Annotated in this window: 15 protein-coding genes; 13 read left to right on the top strand and 2 right to left on the bottom strand. The window is 63.8% G+C overall.

From position 1 onward, the window contains the following. Nucleotides 1-153: 153 nt before the first annotated feature. The 3 genes from NJ75_RS12955 (at nucleotide 154) to NJ75_RS12945 (ending at nucleotide 2,562) form a co-directional block, all read left to right on the top strand. Nucleotides 154-1,065 (top strand): CmcJ/NvfI family oxidoreductase, encoded by a 912-nt coding sequence (locus NJ75_RS12955; RefSeq protein WP_039335161.1) that lies wholly within the window; start codon nucleotides 154-156, stop codon nucleotides 1,063-1,065. Between the two features lie 58 nt (nucleotides 1,066-1,123). Then, nucleotides 1,124-1,612 carry a flavin reductase family protein gene (locus NJ75_RS12950; RefSeq protein ID WP_039335159.1) on the top strand — a complete coding sequence of 163 codons (489 nt, stop codon included), beginning with the start codon at nucleotides 1,124-1,126 and terminating at the stop codon, nucleotides 1,610-1,612. A gap of 254 nt (nucleotides 1,613-1,866) precedes the next feature. Then, the gene (locus NJ75_RS12945) at nucleotides 1,867-2,562 is read left to right on the top strand and encodes a Crp/Fnr family transcriptional regulator (RefSeq protein ID WP_039335157.1); all 696 of its coding nucleotides are present in this window, start codon (nucleotides 1,867-1,869) and stop codon (nucleotides 2,560-2,562) included. A 77-nt stretch (nucleotides 2,563-2,639) separates the two neighbouring features. Here NJ75_RS12945 and NJ75_RS12940 read toward each other — a convergent pair whose 3' ends face one another. Continuing rightward, complete coding sequence (locus NJ75_RS12940; RefSeq protein WP_039335155.1) at nucleotides 2,640-5,111, bottom strand: TonB-dependent receptor; 2,472 nt, start codon at nucleotides 5,109-5,111, stop codon at nucleotides 2,640-2,642. Nucleotides 5,112-5,423: 312 nt separating this feature from the next. Further along, nucleotides 5,424-6,110, bottom strand: a complete 687-nt coding sequence (locus tag NJ75_RS12935; protein ID WP_039335154.1) for an OmpW/AlkL family protein — start codon at nucleotides 6,108-6,110, stop codon at nucleotides 5,424-5,426. Nucleotides 6,111-6,345: 235 nt separating this feature from the next. On the opposite strand from NJ75_RS12935, the gene ccoN reads away from it, so the two are divergent. From ccoN to hemN, 10 genes are read left to right on the top strand one after another with little or no spacing between them, the layout of a single operon-like run. Then, nucleotides 6,346-7,992 carry a cytochrome-c oxidase, cbb3-type subunit I gene (gene ccoN / locus NJ75_RS12930; RefSeq protein WP_039335153.1) on the top strand — a complete coding sequence of 549 codons (1,647 nt, stop codon included), beginning with the start codon at nucleotides 6,346-6,348 and terminating at the stop codon, nucleotides 7,990-7,992. A 24-nt stretch (nucleotides 7,993-8,016) separates the two neighbouring features. Further along, nucleotides 8,017-8,766: a cytochrome-c oxidase, cbb3-type subunit II gene (ccoO, locus tag NJ75_RS12925; RefSeq protein WP_039335152.1), complete on the top strand. Its 750-nt coding sequence runs from the start codon at nucleotides 8,017-8,019 to the stop codon at nucleotides 8,764-8,766. Beyond that, nucleotides 8,763-8,933 (top strand): cbb3-type cytochrome c oxidase subunit 3, encoded by a 171-nt coding sequence (locus NJ75_RS12920; protein WP_039335150.1) that lies wholly within the window; start codon nucleotides 8,763-8,765, stop codon nucleotides 8,931-8,933. The genes ccoO and NJ75_RS12920 overlap by 4 nt, the downstream gene beginning before the upstream one ends. Next, on the top strand, nucleotides 8,926-9,876 hold the full coding sequence (ccoP, locus tag NJ75_RS12915) for a cytochrome-c oxidase, cbb3-type subunit III (protein WP_039335148.1): 951 nt from the start codon (nucleotides 8,926-8,928) through the stop codon (nucleotides 9,874-9,876). Before NJ75_RS12920 ends, ccoP begins: the two co-directional genes overlap by 8 nt. Nucleotides 9,877-9,899: 23 nt before the next feature. Continuing rightward, a complete protein-coding gene (gene ccoG / locus NJ75_RS12910) occupies nucleotides 9,900-11,420 on the top strand; it encodes a cytochrome c oxidase accessory protein CcoG (RefSeq protein WP_039335147.1) in 1,521 nt (506 codons plus the stop codon). Then, a complete protein-coding gene (locus tag NJ75_RS12905; protein WP_039335145.1) occupies nucleotides 11,417-11,887 on the top strand; it encodes a FixH family protein in 471 nt (156 codons plus the stop codon). The genes ccoG and NJ75_RS12905 overlap by 4 nt, the downstream gene beginning before the upstream one ends. Then, nucleotides 11,884-14,007 carry a heavy metal translocating P-type ATPase gene (locus tag NJ75_RS12900; protein WP_039335143.1) on the top strand — a complete coding sequence of 708 codons (2,124 nt, stop codon included), beginning with the start codon at nucleotides 11,884-11,886 and terminating at the stop codon, nucleotides 14,005-14,007. Before NJ75_RS12905 ends, NJ75_RS12900 begins: the two co-directional genes overlap by 4 nt. Beyond that, a complete protein-coding gene (gene ccoS / locus NJ75_RS12895; RefSeq protein WP_039335141.1) occupies nucleotides 14,004-14,153 on the top strand; it encodes a cbb3-type cytochrome oxidase assembly protein CcoS in 150 nt (49 codons plus the stop codon). The genes NJ75_RS12900 and ccoS overlap by 4 nt, the downstream gene beginning before the upstream one ends. Continuing rightward, complete coding sequence (locus NJ75_RS12890; protein WP_039335139.1) at nucleotides 14,150-14,410, top strand: hypothetical protein; 261 nt, start codon at nucleotides 14,150-14,152, stop codon at nucleotides 14,408-14,410. The genes ccoS and NJ75_RS12890 overlap by 4 nt, the downstream gene beginning before the upstream one ends. Continuing rightward, nucleotides 14,400-15,749, top strand: coding sequence for an oxygen-independent coproporphyrinogen III oxidase (hemN, locus tag NJ75_RS12885; RefSeq protein WP_082013375.1), 1,350 nt, complete (start codon nucleotides 14,400-14,402; stop codon nucleotides 15,747-15,749). The genes NJ75_RS12890 and hemN overlap by 11 nt, the downstream gene beginning before the upstream one ends. Nucleotides 15,750-15,878: the final 129 nt, after the last annotated feature.

Raw genomic sequence — 15,878 nt, 5'->3', positions numbered from 1 at the left:
CGTTCCCACACAGTGCACGGCGATACCTGTGCGGCGGCCCCTACACGCCTTTTACGCGTTTGGCTTGCATTTCTTTTCAAGGCACCACTTGATTAGGCAGGCTAACATATGTGAAGGTCGGCCGGATCAGAAACAAGGCCTTGGGAGAGGCAGATGAACGTCACTGCGCAGCTTGAGCCGATCGAGGAATCTGTCCGCCGCGCTCCCGCGCTGATCCGGTATCTGGGCGAGGGGGACTACGTCACGCGGCGTTATGTCTCGCAGGGCGCCGAGATGAACACCGGCGACTATTTCGATTACGCTTGCGAAGTGCGCGACGGGATGACCATCCGCGATCACTTCACGCTCGACACGCATGGCTTCGTGCTCGGCAAGCATCGCTCTGCCATTGCCGATTTCCACGATAAGCCCGCGGTCGACGCCGCCTATCTGGCTGAAGTCGAGAACCTGGTGACGCGCCTTTCCGGGGCAAGCCGAACCGCTGCTCAAGGGTGGATGATCCGGACGTCGGCTGATCTGTCGGCCAGGGCGAAACAGAAGGTCGAGGGTTATCAGCACTCCGGCGGAATCCAGCCACCGGCAGGCGAAGCGCACGTCGATTATAACGAGATTACCGGGCAACGCGCCGCCGCGCGGGTCTATGCCGATCGGTTTGCCGATGGTCCGGGGTACAAGCGCTATATCTGCTTTTCGCTGTGGCGGACGTTTTCGCCCGGGCCGCAGGACTGGCCGCTGGCAGTATGCGACGGACGCACGGTGAGTGATGAGGAAACCGCCTCGAACACCCTGTTCGTGGTCGATGAATTCCCGACCGGCGACGCCCTGACCGCTCCTGTCGAAGGGGAGGACCAGATGATCGCCGCGACGATCTTCCGCCATCGCGAGCGCCACCGCTGGTGGTACTTCTCGAACATGCAGGCAGACGACGTGCTGCTGTTCAAATTTCAGGACAGCGATCACTCGGTCACCTGGCGCTGCCCGCACACCGCGTTTCACGATACCAGCCTGCCCGATGCGAAGATCCGGGAAAGCATCGAAGTGCGCTGTATCGCGTACTTCGAATAGCCCGCCAGACCTTCAGGGACGGTTGACGCCCGCGCGAAATGGCGACAGGCAGGCGCGCATGATCGATCCCCGCCATTTCCGTAACGTCCTCGGTACCTGGCCGACAGGTGTCTGCGTCATCACTTCGGTCGAGCCGGATGGAACGCGGCACGGTCTGGTCGTGGGCTCGTTCAGTTCGATCTCGCTCGATCCGCCGCTTGTGGGATTTTTCCCGGACAAGCGATCGAGCACATGGCCCAAGATCGCGGAGACGGGCCGGTTTTGCGTGAATGTGCTGGGCGCTGACCAGTTGGAGCTGTGCAAGCGCTTTGCAGCGAAGGCTGAGGACAAGTTTGCCGAGCTTGCGCACGATCACACGCCGTCCGGCATGCCGCTTCTCGAGGACGCGATTGCCTGGATCGACTGCACGGTCGAGCGGGTCGAGGACATCGGCGATCACTTTCTGGTGGTTGGCGCAGTCGAGGCGCTGGACCGTCGCGAAGACGGCACACCGCTGCTGTTCTTCCGGGGCCAGTATCACGACGTGACGCAGCTTCCCGCGCTCTGAATTCTGCAGCAATCCTAAAAATTGTTGGTGTTTTTGACTTCCGTCAACGCGGGCTCGGGCGCGCGCGGATAGTCATGACTTCGACGAAGCGGGGTGGATGCACCCCACCGGCCTCCGCCCCGCTTCGGCGATTTCTCCCCAACTCGGGCGGCCCGGCAGAAACGGACCGCCCAATTTTTTCGTGCTTCGGAGAGCCCGAAGACCGATCCTTTTCGCCAATTGCCGGAAATGGTTCGGAATGATAACGAAGCGCCATGTCTTCCTGTGATACCTGTGTCGTCCGCAATCGTGCCATTTGCGCCGGACTCGACAACCGTGAGATTGAAGCGCTCAATCAGATCGGTCGACGCAGAGTAGTGACGGCGGGCGAACCGCTGATCTGGGAAGACGATGATTCGCTGCTCGTCGCCAATGTGATCGAAGGCGTCCTCAAGCTGACCACCAGCACGGAGGACGGGCGCGAGCAGATCGTCGGCGTTGCCTATCCATCGGATTTCATCGGCCGTCCGTTCGGACAGACCAGCAGCGCCAGCGTGGTCGCGCTGACGGATGCGCGTGTCTGCGTGTTCTCGCGCAACGATTTTGACCGCTTCGCCCGCGAACATCCCGAGCTTGAGCACAAGCTGCTGGAGCGCACTCTCGCGGAACTCGACCGCACGCGTTCGTGGATGATGCTCCTCGGGCGCAAGAACGCATCGGAAAAGATCGCGACATTCCTGCTGGAAATGTCCGATCGCCTGGCGGAAACGGGATGCACTCCCGCTTTCGGGCCTGCACGCCGTTTTTCACTGCCGTTTTCCCGCCAGCAAGTTGCTGACGTTCTGGGACTGACGATCGAAACGGTCAGCCGTCAGTTCACCAAGCTCAAGAATGAAGGCGTGATCGAACTTCCCTCGCGTCGCGAGGTGGAGATACTGAACCGGCAGGCGTTGGTCTCGCTGGCCGGTTGAATCCGGCTCCAGCGTTGGAAATGGAAAAGGCCGGCCCCTTGCGGGACCGGCCATTCTCTTGTCCGATCCCCGAAGGATCAGAACGACTTGCGCACGGTCATGCCGATCTTGCGCGGCGTGCCGACGTTGTAGCCGAGGCGTGCGCGGCCACCGCGTTCGCGGTCGAGCGAGAGCAGCGGCGTTTCGTTGAACAGGTTGTTGGCATAGACCAGAACCGACAGGCCGTTCTCCCAGTTCAGACCCGCCGAGATGTTGACGAGGTTGTAGCTTGGCAGCTGATACGATCCGAAGTTGTAGGCGCCGCTGCCGTAGGCGCCGGTTGCCGGATTGAAGAACAGCGAGTTGCCGAACACGCCTGCGCCGGCCTCTTGATCCGAGGGCTGGGTGAAGCGGTTGCCGACATGCTGGAAGCTGGCATTGGCCGACAACTCCATGCCGCTAGACACTTCAGTGGTGTAACCGGCTGTTGCCGACATCTGGAACTTCGGCACGGTCGGCAGGCGGTTGCCGTCACGGATGCCCGCGATGATCGCGCCAGTGCCGTCCTTGACGCTGCTGTCGAACTGCGATTCGATCACCGAGCCGTTGACTGCGAGCGAGAAGCCCATGCCGAGGTCGGCAGCGAGTTCCATTTCGACACCGGTGGTGTGCGCCTTTGGCACGTTGAACACCACGCGCGACGAGCAGCTTCCGGCGTCGGCCGTGACCTGCAGGTTGCGGATATCGTTGTAGAACGCTGCCGCATTGAAGGTGACGGGGCCGCTGGCGAGCTTCACTCCGGCCTCGTAGTTCCAAAGGGTCTCGTCCTTGTAGGTCTGGCTGTTACCGAAGATGACCTTGTCGTTGGCCGAGCAGAGCGGCAGGTTCAGCGGGTCGTTCACGCCACCAAGGCGGAAGCCTTTCGAAGCCTGCAGGTTGATCGAAAGATCCCGGCTCGGTTGATAGCTGACGATGAAGCGGGGATTGAACCCGTCGCTCTTGGTCTTGTCGGCAATCCGGCGGTCACCGTTGGCGAAGACGCCGCCCGAGATGAAATCGCGCGATTCCTTGAAGTCGTAGTAGCGCCCGCCTGCGGTCATCTTGAAGTCGCCGATCTTGTAGCTGGCTTCACCGAAGATCGCGAACTGCTCGATGTCGTATGGGATATCGGCATTGTAAGGCGAGTTCGCGGGGAACCCGTTGGCGATCGCAGCGTCGGTCGACACGAACGGGGTCCGCAACGCCGGATTGGCGTTGGGAACGCGGCACGTGTTTTCGGCTTGGCACAGGGCGGCAAGGAACAGGTTGCCGAAGGCGTCGTAACCCGGGGTGGGCAGACGCTGGGCGTATTTTCGGTCGATCTTGCTGTAGAACCCGCCAAGTACCCACTGGAGTGGGCCCTTGCCTGACGAGGCCAGGCGCACTTCCTGGGTCCAGGTCTTCAGCTTGGTGCCATCGCGCAGGTTCGAAGGCAGGTTTGCGCCCGGCGCCACAAGCGGTTCCAAACCGGCGAACGAGACCGAGACCGAGCCGGTCAGGGCCGAAGCATCGCGGCTAACCAGAATATCGCGGTTGATATAGGTCGTGACGCTGGTGACCTCGATCGAATCCGAAACTGGAGCCGAGATCGTGAGGTCAGCCAAGGTGGTCTTGTCGCGGAAGCCTTCGCGCAGCTTCAGATACTGCGTGTTTTCCGGCAGCGCGGGAGCGCCAGCCAGCGGGCTCTGGTAGAAGTGGTACACGTCCGCGCGGTTGAAGCCGTTGGTCTTGATGTCCTGGTAGACGATGCGCGGCGTGATCTTCACGCCAGCAACAGGCTCGAACAGCACTGCTGCGCGAACGCCGTAGCGTTCGCCGTCGTTGATGTTCTTGCCGGCCGCCGGGCCGACTGCGTTGATAAAGCCGGCAAAGTGCTCGCCATAGCCGACCACGCGCAGCGCGGCGTTCTCGCCCAGCGGCACGTTGACGGCGCCCTTGGCCGAATAGCCGACATCGCCGCCGTCGAGCACGTTGACGTCAGCGGCGACCTGGCCTTCGGTCTGGCCCAGCTTGGGCTGGTTGGTGATGTAGCGGACGGTACCGCCCACCGAACCCGAACCGAACAGCGTGCCCTGCGGCCCGCGCAGCGTTTCCACGCGGTTGAGGTCGAACAGGTCGAAATCGGGGGTGAACAGCGACAGCGAGGTGACGGATTCGTCGAGATAGATGCCGACCTGTTCCTTCACGCCCGGCTGGTCGCGGACGATCTGGCCTGCCGATACGCCGCGCACGGAAACCTGGCTCTGGCCGGGCCCGAGGTTCTGGACAGTGAGGCCGGCGACCGAGCGCGAGATGTCTTCGATCGAGCTGGCGCCGGTCTTCTCGATGTCGGCTGCGGTCTGCGCGTTCACCGAGAACGGCACTTCCTGGATCGTCTGGGCGCGCTTGGTTGCAGTGACGACGATTTCGTTGCCGGTGCTGCCGTCTTCAGCCTGTGCTTCATCGGCGGACTGGGCGAGGGCGGGCGTCGCGATCACCAGCGAGGCGACGGACGAGAGCAGAATCCTGCGAATGCGGGCTGGGTTAGCCATTGTTGTATCCTCCCGAAATGGCGCAACTGTAGTTGCGATGGCAACTTGTTCGTTGACAAGTGCTGGAGTTCCCATGCGCTAGAGCAACGGTTCGGCGCAATCAGGCTTTGGGGAAGTTCCGCCTATTCAGCCACACCTGTGTCTGCGGCGCAACAGGCCCGAAATGCCCGGAAATGTTGGGATTTGTAAGTTGAACAAACAAAAAAGTGGCGGGCAGAAAACCAGCGAGGCGATCCCAGAACCTCGTGATTTCCTGCCCGCCGTCCCCTGATCCGGCGCGCGTGGGGGGCGCCGGACGGGAAGGGGATTTCGTCAGAAGCGGTATGCGAGTCCCGCGCTCACGACCCACGGGTCAAGCGAGTGCTTGGTGGTCAGGACTTCGGCATTTCCGGCATAGAAGTGGGCGGTCGTGTCCTGGAAATACTTCTTGGCATCGATGCTGACACCAAGGCCCTTGTCGTTGACCGGAATGTCCACCCCCGCCTGAAGGGCAAAGCCCACTTCGTTGGACATCTTGACCTTGGTCACGCCCAGGCCAGTGATGCTCGAACCAGGCTTTTCACCGAAGATCAGAAACATCGACGGACCGGCGCCCACATATGGCTTGATCCCGCCGCCCATCGGCAGGTGATACTTCAGCGTCAGCGTGGCCGGCAGCACCAGCACGTGGTCGACGATGTTGGTGGCTGGGGCCAGGGCGCCCACGCCGCTGACATGGTGCTGGGTGAAGCAGCAGATCGTCTCGGCCGAGATGTTGGGCGTCAGAAAATACTCGACCGCAAGGGTCGGCACATAGTTGTCGTTGGCCTTGGTCTGCGCGCCGGTGGTCAGGCCCAGGGGGTCTTTCTTCACTTCCACGATCTTGCCGTCCGGAAGCACGCCAGTGCCGAGCACCTTGACCTGCAGCTTGCCTTCGGCCGAGCCGGCAAGGGCCGGTGCCGGTGCAAGAGCGGCGGCTGCGAAGGCCAGGGGCAGGGCGGCGGTAATCAGCTTCTTCATCGGTCTTGTCCTGCACCACGGATGGCCAGCCCCTCGCTGGCCCCAGATCGTCCGTGGCTTGGACAGCCTGATGCACCGCACCGAATCACGAGACATTGACGAAGCGCAAAAATGCGAAAACGCGATCTACGACCAAAGTATAAGGCTGATTTTGCGCGATTTGACTCTGGTCAATGTTCCTCCCCGCCCTTGGGTGCAGCGCGGCATGCACATCACTCATGGAAGGGAAGGCTCCATGGAATCGGCACTATCGCGCTCGGGCCTCTGGCTCGTTGCGCTCTTTATCGCCGTCGCCGCCTGCGCTGCAGCCGTCGACACGGGTTTCGCGATCCACATGGGCATCGTGGCACTGGCCTGCATCATCGGGCTGATCGTCACGCTGCGCGGGGTGGATCTGTCGAAGGCCATCCTCGCACCTGATCAGGGCCGCTACGACGACGACGTGATCCGCTGGGGCGTGATCGCGACCGTCTTCTGGGGCATGGCAGGGTTCCTGGCAGGGCTCTACATCGCACTGCAGCTGGCGCTGCCGGTCCTGAACCTCGGTCTTGAATGGACCGCGTTCGGCCGCCTGCGCCCGCTGCACACCTCTGCGGTCATCTTCGCTTTCGGAGGCAACGCGCTGATCGCCACGTCGTTCTACGTCGTGCAGCGTACTTGCCGGGCGAGGCTGGCCTTCCCCGGCCTCGCCCGTTTCGTGTTCTGGGGATACCAGCTGTTCATCGTGCTGGCGGCAACCGGCTATCTGCTCGGCATCACGCAGGGCAAGGAATATGCCGAGCCCGAATGGTACGTCGACCTGTGGCTTACCATCGTCTGGGTGGCCTACCTCGCGGTCTTCGTCGGTACGATCGTCAAGCGCACCGAACCGCATATCTATGTCGCCAACTGGTTCTACCTGTCGTTCATCGTGACCGTGGCGATGCTGCACATCGTCAACAACCTGAACTGGCCGGTCAGCTTCGTCGGCAGCCGCAGCTACCCGATCTTTGCCGGTGTGCAGGGCGCGCTGGTGCAGTGGTGGTACGGCCACAACGCGGTCGGCTTCTTCCTCACCGCCGGCTTCCTGGCGATGATGTACTACTTTGTTCCGAAGCAGGCCGAACGCCCGGTCTATTCCTACCGCCTGTCGATCATCCACTTCTGGGCGCTGATCTTCCTCTACATCTGGGCGGGTCCGCACCACCTTCACTACACCGCGCTGCCCGACTGGGCGCAGACGCTGGGCATGGTCTTCTCGGTCATGCTGTGGATGCCGAGCTGGGGCGGCATGATCAACGGCCTGATGACGCTCAACGGCGCCTGGGACAAGGTCCGGACCGATCCGATCATCCGCATGATGGTCATGGCGCTCGCCTTCTATGGCATGAGCACCTTCGAAGGCCCGATGATGTCGATCAAGTCGGTGAACAGCCTGTCGCACTATACCGACTGGACCATCGGCCACGTCCACTCCGGCGCGCTGGGCTGGAACGGCATGATCACTTTCGCGGCGGTCTATTACCTCGTGCCGCGCCTGTGGAACCGTGAACGGCTCTACTCGCTGCGCATGGTCAACTGGCACTTCTGGCTCGCGACCGTGGGCATCGTCTTCTACGCCGCCTCGATGTGGGTGGCAGGCATCACCCAGGGCCTGATGTGGCGCGAATATGGTGCCGACGGCTACCTGGTGAACAGCTTTGCCGAAACCGTCCTTGCGCTGAAGCCGATGTTCTTCCTGCGCGCCTTCGGTGGCCTGCTTTATCTCGCAGGAGCCGTGGTCATGACCGTCAACGTCTGGCGCACGATCCTTGGGGCGCTGCGTGACGAAGCACCGATGAGCGACGCCCCCTACGATCCCGAAAAGGACCGTCCGATCCTCGCCGCGCATGCCGCAGCCTGATCAGACGCATCCGGAGAAAATCCCATGACGACAATCGTGGAAAAGCACAAGAAACTGGAGCGCAACGTGACGCTCCTCGGGCTCGCGGCCTTCGCGGCAGTGACCGTGGGCGGCATCGTCGAGATCGCCCCGCTGTTCTGGATCGACAACACGATCGAGAAGGTGGACGGCATGCGCCCCTACACCCCGCTCGAGCAGGCCGGACGCGACATCTATGTCCGCGAAGGCTGCTATGTCTGCCACAGCCAGATGATCCGTCCGTTCCGTGACGAGGTCGAACGCTACGGCCACTACAGCCTTGCAGCGGAATCGATGTACGACCATCCGTTCCAGTGGGGCTCGAAGCGTACCGGGCCTGACCTTGCCCGCGTCGGCAATCGCTATTCCGATGAATGGCACGTGCAGCACCTCAAGGATCCGCGCGCCGTGGTGCCGGAATCGATCATGCCGACGTACGCGCACCTTGCTGAGCATGACCTGAACCCGGGCGACATGACGGCAGAGTTGCGCACGCTCTACCAGGTCGGCGTGCCCTATTCGAAGACCGACATCGAGAAGGCCAACGAGGACCTAAAGGCCCAGGCCGATCCGAACGCAGACGCGACCGATCTGCTCAAGCGCTACCCCAAGGCGCAGGCGCGCGACTTTGACGGCGATCCGACGCGTCTGACCGAGATGGATGCGCTTGTCGCCTATCTCCAGATGCTGGGCACGCTTGTCGACGTGAACGCCCCTGCCGCGCAGGAGAAGCTCGCCAAGGAGAAGGGCCGATGAGCACCCACTCCACTTACGACATGCTGCGGCATCTCGCTGACAGCTGGGGCCTGCTGGTGATGACGGCCATTTTCGTGGGGTTGAGCGCATGGCCGTTCCGCCCCGGCGCCAAGCCGCTGAACCGCGAGGCTGCGAACTCGATCTTCAAGGACGAAACCGATGTCTGAGTCTAACAAGATTCCGGCCTCCGCCGGAGGGCGCATCGACGACGCAACCGGCGTCGAAACCGTCGGCCACGAATGGGACGGCATCGAGGAACTGAACAATCCCCTGCCGCGCTGGTGGCTGTGGTCCTTCTACGCCACGATCATCTTCTCCATCGCCTACTGCGTGGTCTACCCGGCCTGGCCGATGATCGACAAGGCGACGGCGGGAACATTCGGCTGGACCAGCCGCGGCCAGCTCGACCAGGAGATGAAGGCAGAGGCCGCGCGCAAGGCGGGGCTCTTGGCCGAACTCGACAAGGCCTCGATCGAACAGATCGCCGCTGATCCGCGCCTTCGCCGCGCCGCGATCGACGGTGGACGCGCCGCGTTCAAGGTCAACTGCATCCAGTGTCACGGCAATGGCGCCGCTGGCAGTGCGGGCTATCCCAACCTCAATGACGACGACTGGCTGTGGGGCGGCGATGTCGCCACGGTCCACCAGACGCTCGTCCACGGCGTGCGCCAGCCCGGCGACGACGCCACCCGCATGAGCCAGATGCCGGCATTCGGCCGCGATGGCATCCTGACCTCGGCCCAAGTGCAGGACGTGGTCAGCCATGTCCGCGTGATCAGCGCCCAGGAGAAGCCGAGTGGCTCCTCGCAGCGCGGCGCCGAGATCTACGCCGCAAACTGCGTCGCTTGTCATGGCGCCAGCGGTGAAGGCGATCGGGCTTTTGGCGCGCCCAAGCTCAGCGATGCGATCTGGCTCTACGGTGGTGACCGCAAGGCGCTGACCCAGACGGTGACGAACGCCCGGTACGGCGTGATGCCATCGTGGGGCACGCGTCTCGATCCGGTGACGGTGAAGATGCTGGCCACTTACGTCCATTCGCTGGGCGGCGGCGAGGAAGCACCCGCTCCTGCCGCTCCCGAACCCGCAGCAGCCCCCGCTGCGGCCAAATAACCCGAACACAGGACAGCACGGTCATGACTGCGCACGATCCCAAACTCCGCGCGGACCACTCGAACGAAATCGGCCTCTACGAAAAGCGGAAAGGCGTTTTCCCGAAGGCTATCAACGGACCATTCCGCCGCTTCAAGTGGCTGGTCATGATCGTGTGCCTGGGCATTTACTGGGGCACGCCGTGGATCCGGTGGGACCGCGGCCCCTATGCCCCCGACCAGGCGGTGCTGATCGATCTGGCGCACCGCCGGTTCTTCATGTTCGATATCGAAATCTGGCCGCATGAATTCTACTTCGTGGCAGGCCTGCTGATCATGGCCGGGATCGGCCTGTTCCTCGTCACCTCGGCGGTGGGTCGCGCCTGGTGCGGCTATGCCTGCCCGCAGACGGTGTGGACCGACCTGTTCCAGCACGTCGATCGCTTCATCGATGGCGACCGCAACGCCCAGCTGCGCCTGCAGAAGGCGCCGTGGACAGCCGGAAAGATCGGCAAGCGCGCGCTGAAGTGGACCATCTACCTCGCCATCAGCTTCGCCACGGGCGGGGCCTGGATCTTCTACTTCGCCGACGCACCGACGCTGCAATACGAATTCTGGACCGGCACTGCCGCTCCTGTCGCCTATGCCACCACATTCGTCCTGACGATGACGACCTTCATCTTCGGCGGCTTCATGCGCGAACAGGTCTGCGTATACATGTGCCCCTGGCCGCGCATCCAGACCGCGATGCTCGACGAGAAGAGCCTGATCGTCACCTACAAGGACTGGCGCGGTGAGCCGCGCGGCTCGGTCAAGAGCGCGGTCAAGGCTGCCACTCCGCTGGGTGACTGCATCGACTGCATGCAGTGCGTCGCCGTATGCCCGACCGGCATAGACATCCGCGAGGGGCCGCAGATCGGCTGCATCACTTGCGCGCTGTGCATCGACGCCTGCGACAAGGCCATGGCCGACGTCGGTCGCGCGCGCGGACTGATCGACTACTGCACGCTGGTCGATGCCGAAAAGGAGAAGAAGGGCGAGGAGCCCACCCCGGTCCTCAAGACCATCTTCCGTCCGCGCACGCTGATCTATCTCGGGGTGTGGTCGGCGATCGGCGCGGCAATGCTCTTCGCCCTTGGCCAGCGCGCCCGTCTCGACATTTCGGTGGCCAAGGACCGCAATCCCGAGTTCGTGACGCTGTCTGACGGGACAATCCGCAACGCCTACACGATCAAGCTGCGCAACATGGAAGAGCGCCCGCGCACCTTCCGCGTCGCGTTGGAAGGCCTTGAAGGCGCTGCCATGTTCACCGACGAGATGGACGCAGCCGCTGCCAAGCGCGATCTCACCTTCCGCGTCCCCGCCGACACCACGCAGCGCCTGCGCATCTACGTCGTTGCCCGGCGCCGTGGTGAACATGGCGAACACCGCCGCGACGGCCACGGTGAAGGCCATCATGACAGGGGCCACGGCGAATTCGCCTTCGTCCTCACGGCCCCCGATGACGAAGGCGGCATGGACCGCAGCGAAACCAGCTTCACCCTCCCTGAAGGACACGGCGAATGACCAAGAACAGCCGTACCGCTCGCCCGTTCACTGGCAAGCACATCACCCTGATCCTCGTCAGCTTCTTCGGCGTGGTCATCGCGGTCAACGTCCTCATGGCGCGGCTTGCCACGGACACTTTCGGCGGGGTGGTGGTCGAGAATTCCTACGTTGCCAGCCAGCAGTTCAACGGCTGGCTCAAGGAAGCCAGCGCTGAGCAGGCGCTCGGCTGGAAAGCCGACATCGCCCGCGACGAGCAGGGCAGGGCGGCGATCACATTGCGCGACAGCAAGGGCAGCGCCATCGCTGCCGCCAAGGTCTCTGCCGTTGCCGAACATCCGCTCGGCCAGCGTCCGGAGACCGACCTGACCTTGCACGAACTTGCACCGGGCACTTACGCCGCCCCGCTCGAAGCCGGTCGCTGGCGCTTGCGGGTCATGGTCCAGGCCGAAGGCAAGGTTTGGCGCGCCGTAGGTGAAGTGCTGTGACCGTCGCCGCCCGCCTTCGCGCTGTCCCTGACGATGCAGTCCACACTGTCCTCGCCGTGCCGGGCATGCACTGCGCCGGCTGCATGGGCAAGGTCGAGCGCGCGCTCGCCGCGCTCGACGGGGTGGCCAGCGCAAGAACCAACCTGACCGCACGGACGGTGGAAGTCATCCACGCCCCGGAGGTCGAGCCGCCAACGCTCGTGGCGACGCTCGCAGCTACCGGTTTCGATGCGCAGCCGCGCGAGATCGAGGCCGAACCCGTTTCGGCCGTCAGGCCACTTCTCGCCCCACTCGGCGTCGCCGCCTTTGCCTGCATGAACGTCATGCTCATGTCGGTCAGTGTCTGGTCAGGCGCCGACGGGACGACGCGATCGCTGTTCCACTGGGTCTCGGCGATGATCGGGGTGCCCGCCATCGTCTATGCCGGCCGCCCGTTCTTCGCTTCGGCCTGGAAGGTGCTGCGCCATGGCAGGACCAACATGGAAGTGCCGATCTCCATCGGCGTGACCATCGCCACCGGATTGTCGTTCTACGAAACCCTGACCGGCGGGGCAGAGGCCTGGTTCGACGGCGTGCTCATGCTGCTGATGTTCCTGCTGGCAGGGCGCGTGCTCGATGCGATGATGCGCGATCGCGCGCGTTCGGGCGTCGATGCCCTGTTGCGCCAGGTGGCCAGTGGCACGATGGTTGTCGAGGCGGACGGCGCAACCCGCTGGCTCGACACGAAATCGCTGCAGCCCGGCATGCTCATGCGCGTCGCGGCGGGCGAACGCCTCGCCGCCGATGGCGAAGTCCTGCGCGGCACGACGCGCTTCGACCAGTCGCTGCTGACTGGCGAAAGCGCACCGGTCGAGGCCGCGCCCGGCACGGTCGTTCACGCCGGGACACTGAACGTCGATGCACCGGTCGACGTGCGCGTCACCGCCATCGGACAGGACACCGCGCTGTCGGAGATCGCCCGCCTGATGGAGGCGGCCGGGCAATCGCGCTCGAAGTTCGTGCGCATCGCCGATCGCGCCTCGCGCCTCTATGCCCCTGCTGTCCACACGCTGGCGGCGCTCACCTTTGCCGGATGGATGATCGCGGGCGCTGGCGTCTACCAGTCGCTGGTCATCGCCATTGCGGTGCTGATCATCACCTGCCCCTGCGCGCTCGGCCTTGCCGTCCCGGTAGCGCAAGTCGTAGCGGCAGGCGCGCTGCTCAAGCGCGGCATTCTGGTCAAGGACGGCTCCGCGCTCGAACGCATGGCCGAGGTCAACCGTATCCTGCTCGACAAGACCGGTACGCTCACGCTCGGACGCCCCGTGCCGGACGAAGTCGCGCTCGGCGCATTGACGGAAGCGCAAGGCTCGGTCGTCATGGCCCTTGCCAGCCATAGCCGCCACCCGCTGTCGCTCGGCCTGGTGCAAGCCCTTGGTGCCCGCGGCGTGCGGGCCGCAGTTGTCGAAGATGTGCGCGAGGAAGCAGGGCAGGGCATCACCGCCCGCTGGAACGGTCTGGCGGTCGCGCTGGGCCGTCCTGCCTCGTCGCAGGGAATGGCCACGGCGTTCCGCATCGAAGGCGATGCCGTCCGCGTCATTCCCTTTGCTGACCGTCTTCGCCCCGATGCAGATGAGGCTCTGGCGCAGTTGAAGGCTCTGAATGTCGATCCTTCGATCCTTTCCGGAGATTCGGTCCCGGCAGTGGCAGCAGTAGCCCGCGCCACCGGTCTGACGGCGCAAGCCGCAGCTTCTCCTGCCGACAAGCAGGAGGCTCTCCAGCGCCTGCAACGCGTCGGCTGGAAGGTGATGATGGCGGGCGACGGCCTGAACGACGGCCCGGCGCTCGCGGCAGCAAACGCCTCGATCGCGCCGGGTTCCGCCAGCGATGTCGGGCGGCAGGCAGCGGACATGGTGTTCACCGGAGACTCGCTCCTCGCCGTCCCTCGCGCGATCCGCGTCTCGCGGGCGACCATGCGCGTGGTCCGGCAGAACTTCGCGCTCGCCATCGGCTACAATGTGCTGGCTGTGCCGCTGGCCATTCTCGGCCACGTCACCCCGCTGATCGCCGCCGTCGCCATGTCGACCAGCTCGCTGATCGTCGTCGCCAATTCGCTGCGCCTTGCCGGAGAGACGAAATGAACGGCATCGCCTTCATGCTCCCCATCGCACTCGGCATGGGGCTGTTCGGACTGGCCGGGTTCTTCTGGGCCTTGAAGCGCGGGCAGTTCAGCGATCTCGATGGCGCCGCCGCGCGCATCCTGATCGAGGAAGAGGATCAGCCATGAACCGCCTCATGCGCCTGTTCGCGCCATTGGCCGTGCTGCAGATGGCCATGCCGTCGCCCGGCCACGCCAGCGTCATGATGGTTGCGTCGTGCGGCGGAACCGGCGCACCGATACCGATCCGCATCCCCGCCAAGGATGATGGCAGCAAAAATCTGCCCTGCTGCAAGGTTTGTCATATCTCAATGCGCAAGCGCACGGGCACCGATAGCTGTTGCGGAAATGGAGACGACGGAGAAGGTGAAGGCGATGGCTGCTGACATGATGACGGGGCCTGAAGTCTTCGGCCAATGGACCTACTGGCCAGAGCTGCTCGAACGCCCGGTTCCGCGTTACACCAGCTATCCCACCGCTGCCGAGTTCGTCGAGGAGAGCTTCGAGGACCGGCAGCGTGAAGCGTTGAAGGCCCTGCGCGGCACGGTCTCGCTCTATCTCCACATCCCTTATTGCCGTGAGATATGCTGGTACTGTGGCTGCAACACTGGCGCAGCCAACAAGACCCAGCGCCTCGCCTCCTACATGGAAGCGCTGCATCACGAGATCGACCTGGTCTCGCGCTTGCTGCACCCGTCGGTCAAGGTTTCGCGCATCGCCTTCGGCGGCGGCAGCCCCAACGCCATCAAGCCGACCGATTTCGTCCGCCTCGTCGACAAGTTGACCCTCAGCTTCCGCCTCGCCAATCCGGTGCTGTCGATCGAGCTCGATCCCCGCACGCTCGAGCCCGGCTGGTTCATGGCGATCCGCGGGATCGGCGTGATCAAGGCCAGCCTCGGCGTGCAGACGCTCGATGCCCGCGTCCAGCAGGCGATTGGCCGCGTCCAGCCGCGTGACGATATCGATCGCGCGGTTGCAGGCTTGCGCAAGGCCGGCGTCGATTCCATCAATTTTGACCTCATGTACGGCCTGCCGTTCCAGAACGACGATATCCTCAGCCAGACGCTGGACCAGTCGATCGCCATGGGTGCCGATCGCTTCGCCTTGTTTGGCTATGCCCATGTGCCCCACATGATCCCGCGCCAGCAGCGGATCGATGCCAGCGAACTGCCAGACCAGCGCGCGCGCTTCCGCATGGCCGCCGAAGGCTATCAGCGCCTGATCAGTGCCGGGTACCAGGCCGTCGGCTTCGATCACTTCGCCCTGCCGGACGATGACCTTGCCATCGCCTCGCGCGCGGGCACCCTGCGCCGCAATTTCCAGGGCTTCACCGAAGACCAGTCCGAAGTGCTCATCGGCCTTGGCGCATCATCGATCAGCGAATTCCCCGAGCTTTACGTGCAGACCGAGAAGAACGCCGGCCGCTATCGCATGCTGGTCGGCGCCGATCAGTTGCCGGGACGGAAGGGCGTGGTCCGCACGGCCGAGGATCGCCGCCGCGGCGCGATCATCAACGACATCCTCTGCCGGGGCAGGGCGCAGATCGACTCCGATCTTCTGGCCATGAACCGCAGCCGGCTGGAGCCATTTATCGCACGCGGCCTCGCCCGTCTCGAAGGCAACGTGCTGAGCCTGTTGTCGGGCAACGAGCCCTACGCCCGTTCGATCGCCTCGGTGTTCGACGCCTATCGCACCGGTGAGCGGCAATTCAGCTCGGCAGTGTGAAGTTCCAGTTGTTCTGCGTTCCCCAAGAATAGCTATGCGCCTGCCCTTAGCAGGTGCACAATCCGGCTGAGTCGCGTTAAGTCCGCTTCACCAAACGAAGCGCGCAACCGTTCTGCGCCAGGGGAGACG

The sequence above is a fragment of the Novosphingobium subterraneum genome (genome assembly GCF_000807925.1).
Lineage (GTDB): Bacteria > Pseudomonadota > Alphaproteobacteria > Sphingomonadales > Sphingomonadaceae > Novosphingobium > Novosphingobium subterraneum.
The sequence above is the reverse complement of the archived record's forward strand: the minus strand, read 5'-3'. Positions and strand labels throughout refer to the sequence as shown.